Source organism: Lysinibacillus sp. UGB7, assembly GCF_049058285.1.
Lineage (GTDB): Bacteria > Bacillota > Bacilli > Bacillales_A > Planococcaceae > Lysinibacillus > Lysinibacillus sphaericus_B.
Genome location: NZ_JBMGUV010000005.1, coordinates 1 through 15,792 on the forward strand (window position 1 = coordinate 1; position 15,792 = coordinate 15,792).

14 protein-coding genes, 1 other RNA gene and 1 other annotated feature are annotated in these 15,792 nt (G+C 35.0%); of the genes, 8 read left to right on the forward strand and 7 right to left on the reverse strand.

Annotated features, from left to right (window positions below):
- The coding region (locus ACOMCU_RS06365) for a hypothetical protein (RefSeq protein WP_421049697.1) at positions 1–197 on the forward strand (197 nt) is incomplete at its 5' end.
- 422 nt (positions 198–619) lie between these two features.
- Here ACOMCU_RS06365 and ACOMCU_RS06370 read toward each other — a convergent pair.
- Positions 620–1,933 carry a short-chain fatty acid transporter gene (locus tag ACOMCU_RS06370; RefSeq protein WP_421049698.1) on the reverse strand — a complete coding sequence of 438 codons (1,314 nt, stop codon included), beginning with the start codon at positions 1,931–1,933 and terminating at the stop codon, positions 620–622.
- A gap of 306 nt (positions 1,934–2,239) precedes the next feature.
- Here ACOMCU_RS06370 and ACOMCU_RS06375 point away from each other — a divergent pair, with 306 nt between their 5' ends.
- The 6 genes from ACOMCU_RS06375 (at position 2,240) to ytxJ (ending at position 7,353) form a co-directional block, all read left to right on the forward strand.
- Positions 2,240–3,121: a LysR family transcriptional regulator gene (locus tag ACOMCU_RS06375; RefSeq protein ID WP_421049699.1), complete on the forward strand. Its 882-nt coding sequence runs from the start codon at positions 2,240–2,242 to the stop codon at positions 3,119–3,121.
- 117 nt (positions 3,122–3,238) lie between these two features.
- The gene (locus ACOMCU_RS06380; RefSeq protein WP_010857715.1) at positions 3,239–3,946 is read left to right on the forward strand and encodes a CoA transferase subunit A; all 708 of its coding nucleotides are present in this window, start codon (positions 3,239–3,241) and stop codon (positions 3,944–3,946) included.
- The gene (locus ACOMCU_RS06385; RefSeq protein ID WP_010857716.1) at positions 3,946–4,587 is read left to right on the forward strand and encodes a 3-oxoacid CoA-transferase subunit B; all 642 of its coding nucleotides are present in this window, start codon (positions 3,946–3,948) and stop codon (positions 4,585–4,587) included. The genes ACOMCU_RS06380 and ACOMCU_RS06385 overlap by 1 nt, the downstream gene beginning before the upstream one ends.
- Before the next feature lie 199 nt (positions 4,588–4,786).
- Positions 4,787–5,033 (forward strand) — a binding site (T-box leader).
- A 71-nt stretch (positions 5,034–5,104) separates the two neighbouring features.
- Positions 5,105–6,367 (forward strand): MFS transporter, encoded by a 1,263-nt coding sequence (locus ACOMCU_RS06390; protein WP_421049700.1) that lies wholly within the window; start codon positions 5,105–5,107, stop codon positions 6,365–6,367.
- Between the two features lie 113 nt (positions 6,368–6,480).
- A complete protein-coding gene (locus ACOMCU_RS06395) occupies positions 6,481–6,894 on the forward strand; it encodes a VOC family protein (protein WP_421049701.1) in 414 nt (137 codons plus the stop codon).
- 129 nt (positions 6,895–7,023) lie between these two features.
- Positions 7,024–7,353, forward strand: a complete 330-nt coding sequence (gene ytxJ / locus ACOMCU_RS06400; protein ID WP_421049702.1) for a bacillithiol system redox-active protein YtxJ — start codon at positions 7,024–7,026, stop codon at positions 7,351–7,353.
- A gap of 129 nt (positions 7,354–7,482) precedes the next feature.
- Here the strand turns inward: ytxJ and ACOMCU_RS06405 are convergent, their stop codons facing one another.
- The 5 genes from ACOMCU_RS06405 to ACOMCU_RS06425 form a co-directional block, all read right to left on the reverse strand.
- Positions 7,483–7,941, reverse strand: coding sequence for a hypothetical protein (locus tag ACOMCU_RS06405; protein ID WP_421049703.1), 459 nt, complete (start codon positions 7,939–7,941; stop codon positions 7,483–7,485).
- Between the two features lie 189 nt (positions 7,942–8,130).
- Entirely contained in the window at positions 8,131–9,276 is a 1,146-nt protein-coding gene (locus ACOMCU_RS06410; RefSeq protein WP_421049704.1) for a GerAB/ArcD/ProY family transporter, read from the reverse strand.
- A 25-nt stretch (positions 9,277–9,301) separates the two neighbouring features.
- A complete protein-coding gene (locus tag ACOMCU_RS06415; protein ID WP_421049705.1) occupies positions 9,302–9,535 on the reverse strand; it encodes a hypothetical protein in 234 nt (77 codons plus the stop codon).
- A 6-nt stretch (positions 9,536–9,541) separates the two neighbouring features.
- Complete coding sequence (locus tag ACOMCU_RS06420; protein ID WP_421049706.1) at positions 9,542–10,729, reverse strand: Ger(x)C family spore germination protein; 1,188 nt, start codon at positions 10,727–10,729, stop codon at positions 9,542–9,544.
- A gap of 21 nt (positions 10,730–10,750) precedes the next feature.
- Entirely contained in the window at positions 10,751–12,307 is a 1,557-nt protein-coding gene (locus ACOMCU_RS06425) for a spore germination protein (RefSeq protein ID WP_421049707.1), read from the reverse strand.
- A 1,006-nt stretch (positions 12,308–13,313) separates the two neighbouring features.
- On the opposite strand from ACOMCU_RS06425, the gene ACOMCU_RS06430 reads away from it, so the two are divergent.
- Positions 13,314–14,495, forward strand: coding sequence for a NupC/NupG family nucleoside CNT transporter (locus tag ACOMCU_RS06430; protein WP_010857725.1), 1,182 nt, complete (start codon positions 13,314–13,316; stop codon positions 14,493–14,495).
- An 889-nt stretch (positions 14,496–15,384) separates the two neighbouring features.
- Here the strand turns inward: ACOMCU_RS06430 and ssrS are convergent.
- Positions 15,385–15,577: non-coding RNA, 6S RNA (gene ssrS, locus ACOMCU_RS06435), on the reverse strand.
- Positions 15,578–15,792: the final 215 nt, after the last annotated feature.

Consider the following 15,792-nt stretch of genomic DNA (forward strand, 5'->3'; position numbering starts at 1 on the left):
ATGGCTTCAGTCTCCTCGTCGCTACGCGCCTGCGGGGCCTTTTGCTCATGCTATTCCCGCAGAAGTCGCCGCCTACGCTCCAATCAACTCGTGGTCGTCTATCGATGATTGAGATGATGGGTAAGATGACGAAAAATAGAATAATGAACTTATTGTTTACAGTATTTTTTCTTTTAAAAATAGAAGCCTCTATATGAACCCGTTGATTTCCGCTATGGCGGACGCTTTTCATGGGCATGGCTTCAGTCTCCTCGTCGCTTCTCTCCTGTAAGGCCTTCAGCTCATGCTATTCCCGCAGAAGCCGCCACCTGCGCTCCAATCAACTAGTGAACGTCTATAAATGATTGAGGTGATGGATAGTTGACGAACAATAGTAATAATGAACTACATCGATTAGAAATGCTGACAGTTGATCAAATGATGCCTGGAGAACATTAAGTACGCAAATTGGAAGCTGCGCTTGATTTTATTGTTATCTATCCATTATTTGAAGAAGACATTCACCCCTTAGAGTACTACTCTCGTCAATAGGGGCCATTTGTAATTAATATTTCTGAAAAATTTCAAAAGGGATTCGGAATGATTACATTCCGAATCCCTTTTATCGTCATATAGTACTTTAGAAGAAAAGGAAGCCGATGCTAATGATAACGCCGGTATAGATAAGGATGAATAGACAGAATCCCATGATATCCTTTGCTTTTAAACCTGCAATGGCAAGTGCTGGCAAAGCCCAAAATGGTTGAATCATATTTGTCCAAGCATCGCCCCAAGCAATTGCCATAGCAGTTTTAGCATAATCGGCACCTAATTTAGTTGCAGCATCTAACATAATCGGAGCTTGAACAGCCCACTGACCGCCGCCCGATGGCACAAAGAAATTGACAAGTCCTGCAGAGAAAAATGTGAATAAATAGAAAGTATGCTCGTTTGAAATGTTCACAAACCATCCGGAGAATACAGCTGCTAAACCAGAAGCAGTCATCATCCCCATGATACCTGCATAAAACGGGAATTGGAAAACGATTCCGGTCGTCGTTTTGATGGCATCTTGTGCAGCGGCAAGAAAACGTTGTGGCGTACCATGAAAAATAATACCTAGCACAATGAAAATAGTATTAACGACATTTAAATCTAAAACAAAACTCTTGGTTAAAAAATGATGTATTAAATAAATAAGACCAATAGCGCCAATTAAAATAGTTAAAATGTAACTGCGCTCAGAACGACTTGCAAAATTCTTTTCAGCTGGAGGAAGTTCAACTTTCTCTACCGTTAATAAAGAAGGGTCGACTTCTACAACATCTTCTTCCTTTGGCATCATCCAACGATTAAAGAATGGTAAAGTTAAAATAATGATAATGACAATAAATAAGTTATATGATGAAAACAATGTAACTTTTGTTGGTACAACGCCCATAATATCCGCAAAAGTGTGCCCATCTGTTGCAATGGAAAGAGGCACTGAGCCTGCTAAACCGCCATGCCATATAACAAATCCTGAATAGGCACTAGCAATGAGTAAACGGTAATCTACTTTTTTTACATGACGTGCTATTTCTTTTGCGAAGAGTGCACCAATAACTAAACCGAATCCCCAGTTAATCCAGCAAGCGATTAGAGAGACAAATGTAACAATAATAATAGCCATACTTGGCGTTTTTATTTTACTAGCAATCGATGATAAGCCTTTTTTAAATACGGGGCTATTAGCTAAAATATGTCCCGCAGCAAGTACAATCACCATTTGCATTGTAAAGGCCAACAGTCCCCAAAAACCATCTCCCCAGTATGTGACCATATCAAGTGGGGAAGAGTCTGTTAATGTAACTCCTAATAATAAGACTAGCACCGTGAGTATAGTGACAAATATGTATGGATCAGGCAAATACTTTTCCATAATAGTATTCGAAAATTTAGTTAACGTTTTCACTTAAAAAATCCCCTTTCTTTTTCTACCATCCCATATTCATAATATTACATAGGGAATTGTGTAAATAAAGAGAAAATTGGCGCAAAGAACGATAAATAAAGCTTTAAATAGAATTATTATTGTGAATTGTGTTTACAGAAATACCATAGTTAAATATTGTTTTAGATATTGAAAACCTTATCGCTATTGTATTTATCGTAGTTAACTATTAGAAGAAGGTTTAAAAAAATTCGCATCGAATTTATTACTAAATGAGACTTTTTAAGAATTTTTTATAACAAAATAGAATAAATGAGGGGCTTTTATATGGAGTTAAGAGATTTAAAAGCATTTATGGCTGTTGTTGAGCATGGAAGTTTTACCAAGGCGGCAAGTGAATCTTTCGTATCACAGCCATCTTTGAGCAAGAGTATTAAAAAATTAGAAGACACACTGCATGTGGAATTATTAAACCGATCAACTCGTAATGTGGATTTAACCGATGCAGGAAACATCGCTTATAAACAAGGGCAGAAAATTATGCGATCTGTTCATGATTTACATATACTACTGGATGATTTACTGAACATTAAAACAGGTTCTATTAAATTAGGAATTCCACCTTTAATTGGCACTTTATTTTTCCCTGAGATTGCCCGGAAATTTCATAAACGGTATCCAGAAGTTCACTTAGAGCTAGTGGAACGAGGGGCCAAAATGATTGGCACTTTAGTGGAGAACGGCGAGGTTGATATGGGGATTGTCGTTCTACCAACAGATGAAAGGAAATTCACGGTGCAATCATTTGTGGAGGATCAGTTTTTTGTTTTCATTAATGAGCAACATCCATTAGCAACACAAGATCATATTTTACTGCAAGACTTAAAGAATGAATCATTTATTACTTTAACAGAAGAATTTACCTTACATGATTATGTCATTAAATCATGTAAAGGTGCTGGTTTTAATCCATTAATTGGTTACAAGAGCTCTCAATGGGATTTAATTGTGGAACTTGTATCATCAAATTTAGGCGTAACACTTTTACCTTATTCGATTGCAGCTAAGCAAACGAATCGAAATGTGAAAATTATTCCATTGCTTAATTTTGATATGCCTTGGCGTTTAGGTGTCATTACGAAGAAAAATACATATCAATCCTATGCGCTAAAGCAATTGTTAAAGACCATTAGTTCGCAAGAAGAGTAAGAAAAATAGATTTATGCCCTTTTGGAATAAATAGTATTCAAATTAATTCCTTTACTTATAAAATGATAATGATGTAGAATTTTTCTTAATAAACGAGCAATTTTAGGGGGTTTCGATATGGGGATCGGGAAAGTGTGGAATTCGTTCGAGGAAGTCATTGCTGATATTAAAGATGGAGACACAGTAGTTGTAGGGGGATTTGGCTTATGTGGCATTCCTGAAAAGGCAATTTCGGCATTAGAGCATAAGGGCACAAAGGATTTAACTGTTGTTAGTAATAACTGTGGGATAGATGATTGGGGATTAGGGTTATTATTAGCCAATAAACAAATAAAAAAAATGATTGCATCCTATGTAGGAGAAAATAAAATCTTTGAGCAGCAATTTTTAAGTGGAGAGCTTGAAGTTGAATTAACGCCGCAAGGAACATTGGCAGAGCGTATACGTGCTGGAGGAGCAGGTATTCCTGGTTTTTACACGGCTACAGGGGTTGGAACGCCAATTGCTGAAGGCAAAGAAGTAAAAGTTTTTGATGGCAAGGATTATATATTAGAAAAGGGTATTGTCGGTGACTTTGCACTTGTGAAGGCATGGAAAGCAGACAAGCTAGGCAATCTCGTTTATCGTAAAACATCACGTAATTTTAATCCATTAGCGGCAATGGCAGGGAAAATTACTATTGCGGAAGTAGAAGAGATTGTTGAAGTTGGTGAACTGGATCCGGATCATATTCATACACCAGGCGTTTTTGTACAACGTGTGTTATTAGGTGAAAATTATGAAAAACGTATTGAGCGTCTAACGGTGAAAAAGGGGGAAGCATGATGGGCGATACAAGACAAAGAATTGTAGACAGAGCTGTACAAGAAATACAAAATGGCATGAATGTCAATCTAGGTATTGGTATCCCAACGCTTGTGGCAAATGCAATCCCGGCAGATTATGACGTACTTTTACAATCCGAAAATGGTCTATTAGGCATTGGTCCCTACCCGGAAGAGGGGGCGGTAGATGCTGATTTGATCAATGCAGGGAAGGAAACGGTTACAGTTGTGCCGGGTGCATCCTTTTTTGACAGCGCTGAATCTTTTGCCATGATTCGTGGTGGTCATATAGATCTTGCTATTTTAGGTGGCATGGAAGTATCTGAAACAGGTGATCTTGCCAACTGGATGATCCCTGGGAAAATGGTGAAGGGCATGGGTGGTGCCATGGATCTTGTCGTTGGAGCAAAAAGAGTAATTGTCGTTATGGAGCATGTCAATAAAAACGGCGAGTCGAAGATCAAAAAGGAATGTGAGCTACCTTTGACAGGAAAAGGTGTTGTTCATAGATTAATAACAGACTTAGCGGTTTTTGATTTTACAGCTGAAGGCATGGAACTTATTGAACTAACGGAAGGTGTAACTCTGGAGGAAGTGAAGGAGAAGACCTCGGCGTCATTTACAGTCGCACTGATAGAGTAATTTATTAAAGCCAGTTCACTATTCAAAGTGATCTGGTTTTTTATATGCAACAGCAAAACCATAACGAAAAGGTCAGGTCATCATTCATGTGCTATGAGAGCAAATTTCCATAGTTCCAAGTATTGACAAGAGATAATGTTATCATATATATTATTTAGAATTATATTGAAATTTGTTTCACAAAAAGTTTAATAATGTTACATATGCTATGAAGAGAAGAGTAAATAAAATTAATTCTTTACAGAGAACTCCGGTAGCTGAAAGGGAGTAAGACAAATTTTATTGAACCAAGCCTCTGAGCAGCACATTGGAACCCAAATAGGGGGATAGTGTGACAGGAGCTCCTGTTATAGAGCTAGGGTATAGTTTGTTGTACCTGATAAGGTTAATATGGTGACATATTAACAAACAGGGGTGGTACCGCGATTAAAAATCTCGTCCCCAAGACGTTAACGTCTTGGGGATGAGATTTTTTTTTTGTTTAAATGAAATATTATTTGATGAATAGCTAGGAGGAATGGAATTGAATATCAAATTATTATTAAAAACTTGGCGGTACCCAATTATTTTACTATTTAGTATTGGTGTGTCAAGTGTGGGAAGTTGGATCTATTTTATAGCCTTAAATCTCATTGTTTTGAACATCACGGAATCAGCTCTTGCTGTTTCTGGCTTATATATTATTAGGGCTTTATCGACAGTTTGTACGAATATTTGGTCAGGTAGTGTAATTGATCGTTTAAATAAGAAATATCTCATGATAGTACTGAATATGTTGCAAGCTTTATTCATTGCAGTATTGCCTTTTGCTTCTTCTTTAGTTTTTATATATGGTATGGTTTTTTTAATCACTATTTTCAGTTCTATCTATCATCCAACATCTATGACCTATATTACGAAGTTAATACCAATCGAACAAAGAAAACGATTTAACGCTTTGCGCAGTTTATTGGATTCAGGTGCGTTTGTGACAGGACCAGCAATAGCTGGCTTGATGTTTACAATAGGTACACCTAATATGGCTATTTATATGAATGCCATCGCTTTATTTCTATCGGCTTTATTCACGCTCGCAATGCCGAATGTTGAAGCGTCTAAACAACTTGTTGAGAAAGCAGAAAATAAATTATCTATTAAATTATTAAAAGAAGATTGGAAACTTGTTCTAAGATTTAGTGGGAAATATTCGTATATCATGACTATTTACTTTTTATTTAGTGCCATGATTGTCATGATGACAGCTACGGATTCTTTAGAAGCGGCATTTGCCACTCAGGTGCTTTCTTTATCTGAAGGTCAATATGGAATTTTAGTGAGCATTGCTGGTGGAGGGGTATTAATTGGTTCATTAACAAATACGATTATTATTGAAAAAATACCTACTTCTTGGCTTATTGGAATGGGTTCGTTAATAACTGCTTGTGGTTATATAATTTTCTCATTATCATATACATTTATACTAGCATCGATGGGGTGCTTTATTTTGTCATTTGCTACGGCCTTTGCAAATACAGGTTTTTATACTTTTTATCAAAATAATATCCCTGTGAATGTTATGGGCAGAATAGGGGGTATTTATGGTCTAGTGGAAGCTGTTCTAATCATTATTGTCACTGCTATTTTTGGTGTTGCGTCCGAAGTGTTGTCTATTCGAGCTGTTGTCGTTTCAGGCTCAATGATAATGTTACTAGTAGCAACTATATTATTTATTTGTAATATTCAACGCTCTAAAAATAAATTTTATGCTAACACTTCTGAGGTTAATGATTCATTTCAATAGTTTCACGGGTATTACAGTGTAAAACAGCGAGGTCAAAACAATACTCTATTCAGACCATTGACTGTTCTCCATTCCTGTTTTTCAATTATATAATGTTCGAAAAGGAGATAAATATGAAACAACAATGGACAAAGGAACTACAGGTAGCGCAGGAGCGTGTTGCAAGACCCACTGATAAATTAAATGAAATTGAAAAATTCTATTGCGAAGGGCTAGGATTAGAAAAGGTAGGCTCTTTCACCGGACATCGAGGTTATAATGGTTTGATGATTGGCCTTCCAAACACCAGCTATCATTTGGAGTTTACGGAGCATATTGAAGGTAGCCCATGCCCAGCACCATCAAAAGACAACCTTCTGGTACTTTATATTCCAAAGCTTGAAATTATTCAGTGTATTGCCAAGCGCTTGGCGCACATGGGGTATCCTGAAGTTGAACCAGAAAATCCCTATTGGGCAGAAAAGGGCATGACAATTGAAGACCCAGATGGTTGGCGTCTTGTGTTGATGAACACAGCAGGGATATAAAAAATCTTTATAAGCATGGGGCTCTCTCAAAAATATTATTGAGAGGGCTCGTGCTTTTTTTTAATGTTCATCTCGAATACCCTATATAGTATACAATGGAGGTATCACATTATTTGGAGGTAATACATTGTGCAGCGCATTAAAACAGGCGAAGAGTGGGGAAAAATAGTAAAGCAGTCGAAAGATCAGCCTATACTTTTACTAAAATTCAGCATGACTTGTATTAGTAGCATTTCGGCATTAAATGAATTCAAAGCACTAAACACAAATTTGCTAAAATACTTAGTTATTGTCCAGATGGAAAGAGACGTATCGAACAGCATTGAAAAAGAGCTTGACGTAAAGCATGAATCACCGCAATTTTTAATCTTGCTGAATGGGAAAGGTATTTGGCAAGCAACCCATTATAAAATAAAGCGTACGCTATTAGCTGAAGCAATACATGCATATGTAAACTAATACGTTGTTTACTTAGGACCAAAGTAAAATACCCATCTTTGTAAATTATACTAAGATGGGTATTTTACAAAGAAGAACAATTACAAGATTAAACAACGGCAGAGTGTATGGAAAAATAAATACGTATAATTAATCTTCTAGGGCATCATGTTCTTTATACTGAGTAGCAATTGATTCTATATTCAGTTGGTTATAGATAGCCCAATTAACTTCTTTAAAATCCTCTTCATTAAAATAAATACTTAAGACCTCGGTCATTTCTTCTTTTCCATTAGGCTCTGCTAATGGGGCAGACCAGACAATGGACGGCGTTTTTACACTTTTTAGTTTCGAAATTTCTGCGAATATTTTTGTGGAATCCTTCAACATCTGACTTTTTAAACCTTCACGTACATCTGTATCTTGTATCGAAATAGTTACGATACCTTTGTCTTCTTCTTTTACAGTGTATTTATTTTTTACGATAGCGCCCACAATATCATTTACGGATGTGTCTTTATCGACCGCTACTTCTTTTGGCTGGGTATCTTTTCCACAAGCTGATAATAATAGTGTGAATAACATCACGATGTAAAATAGTTTTTTCATTTTAATTACCTCCCTTGTTACTCCATATATGTTCAAAATGCGTAGGAATTATACAAGGAGAGAGCTATAATTCCTTATTACAAAACATTACATAGTATGGAAAAAATATTTTCATGATAGTCCAACATAAAGGTAAGAATCGAAATATTGTTTACCTCGCTTAAGCAAAGGATAACAGTAAAAGTTTTGTTAGTTTATCATTTGGTCATCTTTCAACTGATTCTTTTTCGTTTGATTTGCATCTTTTGGACTGATTTTACGTAATTTGGCCACGACAAGTAGTAACAGTGGTAATAAAATTGCGAATATTGATATATATAATGGCCAAGTTTCTTTATTGTATTTATCTGAATGCACTATATTCGGATGGACAATTTGAGAAAGTGCAACTGTAATAAAACCAAGTGGCAGGATTAACGGCCGATGATCTTTAATATTAAGTATTTGTCCTAAACCTTGTAGTGATGCGTAAAAATACATAAAAGCTCTTACAAATATTGTGACCATCCACATAAAAGCCATAATAATTTCAATGCGTTGTAGGAAATTACCAATTGAAATTCTTTGAGCTAGGGTGTAGCTAGGGAATACTCTTAGTGAAGTATTCGTTACGCCCAATACTAGGATAGATAATGCTATAAAGATAGTTAAAATGAATCCTCCTATTAATATGCCTATATATAATCCTTTTTGACTGGATTTATGCACATTGATAGCAGATGGAAAAATCATTAATAGAACTACTAATGGAAAAGAAAAGAGACCCATAAAATGTAAAACGCTATAAATAAATGGTTGTGTTGAGACTTCTAGAACTGGTTGTATATGTCTAATGTCAATTTGCGGAGAGACAAATAGCACAAAGACAACAAATATAAACAAAAAAATAGGAAATAGTATTTCTAATGTACGCGCAAAAACTTCTAAACCTAAATAGGATGCAAAAAGGATAATAAGGTTAAACAATATTGCAAATACAACTGGAGGGGTCTCTGGCATTACTTCCGTCTGTAGAAAATTACCAATAAAGTATAGTAATTCTCCTGACGATAGCAATGTTAAGATGACAAATCCAATAGATACAAATTTACCTATAAAACTCCCTAATATTTTTTCAGTAGCCTCTACAAAAGACAAGGTAGGCATTTTTTTTCCTAAAGTTATAAAAAACTTTATGATGATTAGGCTTAATATTGTACTTATTATGGCAACTATCCAAGCATCTTGTTTCACTTCTAGTGCTATGCTTGCGGGAATAATTAATATGCCTGTCCCTACAGTAAAGAGAATGACAATTATCGTGAATTGGCGTGCACTTATCAATTGTTTTTCCATAATATTATCCTCTTTTTAGATATTTTTATTTCAACAATGTTATTTTTAAAAAATCACTAATTGGTTGAAAAATATAAATAATGACATCCAGGGGGCTGATAATTGTGGCATTTAAAATAATGGCGATATTTAGAGTTAGCCCCATAATTAGCAAAATTGAAAATGCCCAAATTGTTTTAGCACCACCTTTTTTCAAACTTGGTAGTTCAACATAGATAATAAACGCTGAAATGATTAATATTCCTATAATGATAAGCATTTCATATTACTCCTTTAATTTTGCATTTTGCATAGTTCCTAAACCTTGTGTATTGACATTGACCTTAACATCTACCTCTAAGTCGGGATATATTGTCTGCCAGTCGTTTTTTATGTTGTCCCATCTTTTTGCATCAGTACGATGTATAGCTTCACCAAAGTCAAGTACGTCTGCTTGGTATTTTTTTTGAAGAGTGTTAAGAACGTGATGGAGATCGTTTTCAATTGATTCTTCAGTTTTTTTATTAATAAAGTCAATGGTATCGATTTCGGTTAAATCAATATCACATTTAACTTCTGCCACATTTTGAACAACATCGATGTGAACCTTTATTTTAGGTTTACCATCTTTTATATGTCCTTTAACTTTTGTTTTCGATTGAGTTATTTCTGTTGTTAATTGTCCGTCTGATGGACAGGAGATAATCTCAATTGTAGATTTGATCTTATCATTTAAATAATTAAAGCTTTTACTTTCATATTCAGTTAAGTAGCCTAATAGTTTGTCCTGTTTGAATATGGCAAGCCCTGTAAACTTTAATTTTACTGGTGTTTCAATTCTTTCTACATTAGTCTGGTCAATCCCTAATTTTGGATCTCCTTGGACTTCAATTGCTGATAAAACAGTATACTGGTCCTTGCCACTAAACTTTGTAAGCAAAGCCTCAATGTCAACAGCTAATGTAGATCCCCATGCATCTTGAGAAATTCGAAGGGAATTTAACATTCTACTTGCAGGAATTTTTTCGATAGGTGTTAATACATTTAAAACATCTTTAGCTGTTGCTTCTTGCGTTACGATAAAAGTAAAATCATTTCTAATCTCTTGGTCTCTCGCTAGAAAATCGATGATATCACTTATGCCACTCTGTGCTAACTCTTCTCCAATGACGACCATTTGAAGGTGGGCAAAATATAACTTCCTCGGAGATAATGTTAAAATTTTTCTGATTGCTTCAAATACCGTTTTTCCTGTAGCGTGGTAGGTGACGACTGGTGCACGACCACTGGAGGGTTGTTTTGAAGAAATTTCACTAGGGTCTACTACTTGAACAGATATGGCATATTCGTCATCTATTAGATCTATACCAAGTGCAACAACAAGAGCAAGTTCGTTTAATTCACGTTTACTCCAGCAACCACTTAAAATTTGCATCAAAAAGATGAGTAAAATAATGGTTATTGCTTTTTTCATTCGGATCCCTCTTTTTAACAGTTAATGGGCATGTCTTTTTTTGTTTTTTAAATGCTTATGTCCTCTTACATTATTTATTTGACTGGTTAATCGTGGACGAGTTAATAAAGATCCACGCGGAAATAAAAGGAGCGCATCTTTTTGATCCTCTGGAATTAACGGCGCGAAAGGACTCATATAAGGGACGCCAAAGGAGCGTAAACTACATAAATGTAAGATAAGAAACATCATTCCTATAAATACACCAAATAACCCAAACATAGCGGCTAAAATCATTAGTGGAAATCGTAAAATACGTATTGAATTAGATAATCCATATGCCGGAAAAAGAAAACTACAAATGGCTGTTAAGGCTACAATGATGACCATTGCTGCTGAAACAATCCCTGCTTCGACGGCGGCTTGCCCAACTATTAAGGTACCTACAATTGAGATGGCGGGGCCAATCATTCTCGGCATTCGTAGTCCTGCTTCTCTCAACACTTCAAATGCAATTTCCATAATCAGTGCCTCCACAAACGCTGGGAAGGGTACACCTTCTCGCTGTGAATAAATATTGATGAGTAAAGGTGTTGGTATCATCTCCTGATGGAAAGTAGTGAGTGAAATATAGAGAGATGGTGCAACTAAAGCAAGACTTATCCCTAAAAACCTAATGATGCGAACAAATGAACTGACAATAGCATTTTGGTAGTAATCCTCTGCAGATTGCAAAAAAGAAGTAAATAATGCAGGTACAATTAAAACGAAAGGAGTGCCATCTACTAAAATGGCGATTTTACCCTCTAATAATTCTCCCGCAATGACATCAGGACGTTCTGAATTATAAACTGTAGGAAATAAAGAAAATCCAGTGTCTTGAATCATCTGCTCGATGTAGCCACTTTCTAAGATGCCATCAATATCAATCAAATTTAATCGATCAAATACTTCCTGAACAATTTTCTCGTTTGCTATACCATTGATATACATTACTGTTACATCTGTTTGTGACACTTCGCCAATGATTATGGACTTTACCCAAAGGTTTGGGCTTTTTATCTTACGTCGGATTAAAGCCGTATTGGTACGCAAAGTCTCTGTAAATGACTCTCTTGGTCCTCTAATAACCGATTCTGTTGCAGGTTCCGTTATTGCTCTATCTTTAGAACTTTTTGTACTGGTGGCAATGCCTTTTGCTAATCCATTCAACAATAGGATGGTATCTCCATTTAAGACAGCGCTATACAATGAGGCAAAATCTACTATATCTTTAACATGACCCACCGTTAAACAGTAATCCTTTAAATATTGATTTAACTCAATAATTGTCGTTTCAGGAGTCTCCTTTAAGTCAGATAAAAGTGGCTCTACGATAAAGTCTGAAATGACCGTACTATTCGCTAAACCATCAGTGTGAATAATTGCAATGGACCGTTTCTTTAATTTACCAATTAAGGTCTCGCGAATAATAATGTCATCACTACTGCCAAAAGCTTCTTTTAACGTAGTTATATTTTTTGACAGTGATGTGTTTAGTGGTGTCTTTTGAGCATTCTGTTGGGAGGTGCTAGTATTCTCTAAAGCATTCACTTTCATGTCCTCCTCCATAAGTTTTTTAAACTATTAAGAGGATGTACAAATTTGTAAATAAATAAACTTAGTATTTGGTAGAAAGAGAAAATCTTTTTAAGAAGATTAGGAGAAGAACGCAAAGTAGGGAAGCAAAAAAGAGTGGGGAATTAATTGATGTCACGTTACAAGCATTTATAAATTATAAAGGGACTGTCTAAATACCATTCAAACATCTGTCTTATTGTGAATGTTACCACCAATTTTGACAATAAAAACTCACCCTCCAAAAAGAAGGATGAGTCGTTAAAAGCTTTGTGACTATAAAATTAAACTTAAAAGCCGCTATGCCGAGTTATTATTGAAATTTTTAAACCACGACTCCTCAATTTTAGAGTGGTGGTTTTTTTAAGGTCATACGCTTATTTTAGTTGTCTTAAAAATGAAAGACATAATATATCAAAAATCTCACACAATAAAGGAACTGTAGTTTACCATGTCAAATTCGATTATAATGCAATATCTATTTTTGGGGGAATAAGTCTTGATGAGTATGAAGGAAAAATATTAAAAAAGACTTCCTATTGCAGATAAAGCAAAGAAACAGGGAATATCGAGAAGTGATTTAGTTGGCTATTTTTATGATATCCACTATAAAGAAATGAAAATGTGATACTAAAGGTCCTATAATAGCACCTTGTTTTAGGTTAGTAAATGAATCGAGGAGTTTTGACTGTAATCCCAATCGTTAATTCAATAAAAGAAATCATCAATTAGGATCTATTTTTCCACAAAGTTGTTTAGATACTGTATTTGTCGTACTCGTATGCCTTGTGGCATATTTTTTTTCGATTACTATTGAATCGCTAGTAAAAAAACTGTTATAGTAAATTGATTGTCTGACGTCTGACTGATTATTATCTAGTTAAGATCTTTGGCTGTTCTTGAAGTTTCGATATAGGAACATAATGAGCGGAAGAATGGCTTTATAGTCTTGGGTTCGAACGTCCAAAAATTATTTATGGAGGAACTTATGAGATACTTAATATCCTTTTGTGGATTGCTACTTGTTTTTGGTTTAGCGCTGTTAATGAGTAAAAACAAAAAAGAAATAAAATATAAAAACATAATTATTATGTTAATCATCCAATTCCTATTTGCAGCATTACTGCTAAATACAAAGTTTGGTTATGTTCTAATCAAAGGATTTACAAAAGTATTTGATCATTTATTATCTTACGCAAGTACGGGCATATCCTTTGTTTTTGGTGGTTTAGCGAATGAAGGAGAGTATTCCTTCTTCCTAAATGTATTATTACCAATTGTTTTTATATCTGTATTGATAGGAATCTTGCAGCATTTTAAAATTCTTCCTTTCATCATGAAATGGATAGGTTTACTTTTAAGTAAAGTAAACGGTATGGGGAAATTGGAATCCTATAATGCTGTTGCTTCTGCAATGGTAGGTCAATCTGAAGTATTCATTACTGTAAAAAAACAATTAGATAAGATTAGTCCACAGCGAATGTATACATTATGCGCATCAGCAATGTCGACCGTTTCGATGTCAGTTGTTGGAGCATATATGACTATGATTGAACCAAAATATGTTGTAACAGCGATTGTGTTAAACTTGTTTGGCGGATTTATTATTGTTTCGATCATTAATCCTTATAAAGTAGAAGAAAGCGAAGATATTTTAAAGATTGAAGACGAGCATAAGCAATCTTTCTTTCAAATGCTTGGAGAATATATCATGGATGGATTTAAAGTAGCCATCATTGTTGGCGCTATGCTTATCGGTTTCGTAGCATTAATGGATTTAATCAATTCACTATTTGATATGATCTTCGGTATATCTTTCCAAGACATTTTAGGTTATATCTTTGCACCAATTGCTTTCTTGATGGGTGTACCCTGGGCAGATGCTATTACTGCTGGAGGAATTATGGCAACAAAATTAGTAACGAATGAATTTGTTGCAATGATAAGCCTTGGAGAAGCAGCTAAGTCTATGAGTGCACATACACTGGGTATTATTTCAGTCTTTCTTGTATCCTTTGCAAACTTTTCATCTATCGGTATTATTGCCGGAGCAGTAAAAGGTTTGAATGAAAAGCAAGGAAATGTAGTTGCTCGTTTCGGCTTAAAGTTGTTATATGGAGCCACACTTGTTAGTATCTTAACAGCTACAATTGTTGGTATGGTTATCTAATTAAAAAAGAAGAGTTAGTTGTTGCTATATCGTTTGAACTGTCCCCCTAATTGTTAGACACATTTATTGGGGGGCAGTTTTTTTATGACTTAAATGCGTTATGCGCTCCATGGATGGGGCGTTTTATGTATTACAGTTGACGTTTACTATGACATCATATTACTGCCTGCAATTACTGATAGTTACTCATGTGATACACTGTAGACAATTTCCCTGAATGGACCCATACCATTTCTCCCATACACATTACACAAGGTTCGCAGCTGGTATACAAAGCATATTCACTAACATTAAAAATTTCATTTTCAGAGCAAAAAGTACGTCTTAGACTAATTTAAGCATGATGTGTAGGATGACAATAGCTATTTATTTTATTTTCATCATACATTAGAGGGTGGGAAGGGAGCGATAATTTCAAATCCTTACCTATCTGTAAGAAGTAACTGTTTCTTGTGGTAAAATTTATTTCAAGTAAAGGTAAAGGAGAAACGATGAAAAAAACTTTTAATAAGTTAGATAAGATACAAATTGTTATTGCTATCGTTGCGTTGATACTGGCAATACTTGGATTTTATTACGTTAACTTAACGGAAATCGCATTCATATTAATAGCTATCAATTTACTTGTCAATAGGTTACGAGAATTAAGAAAAGAAAAAAAATCCATTTTTTCATATTTGATAATAGTAATGGCGATACTAATAATTTTCCTTTCAATCCAACAGTTATTGAACTACTGGGTGCTTTAGTTGAATAGACAAGACCTCCATGATGGATGGTGCGTTATTATTTATTTATAATTACAAAGTAATTTAACCCCATCGACTTTTTTGGAATGAAAAAAGCATCTTAACCAATTTGGCTAAGATGCTGATATAACATATTTAGAGTAAAAGCCGCGTATGCCGTAGTTATTATAGAAAGTTTTAAACCACCACTCCTCAAAGTGGGTGTTCGCAGAAGTTTTCCTGCTTATCCTCATTCACCGTGGTGTGAGGCCCGTCATTTCAACTTCAATAATAAAACTCCCTTTTACAGCTTAAAGGTTAAAACTTAATATTGTACGAACAATGCAGCCTTTAAGGATATAATACGGCATGATAAACGAACTTGCAAGTAAGATGGTTTTTGAAAAAAAGTCAATGGGCGAGCATTAGAAATCATGGAAATTTTTAATATATAACGTAGTGATTACTTGACTTGCTTCATATATTTTTCACAAATACGAACAGAAAATACGAACAACCTTTGCGTAATAGCACTAAGTATGTAAAGATAGGAGCATATATAGGATTTA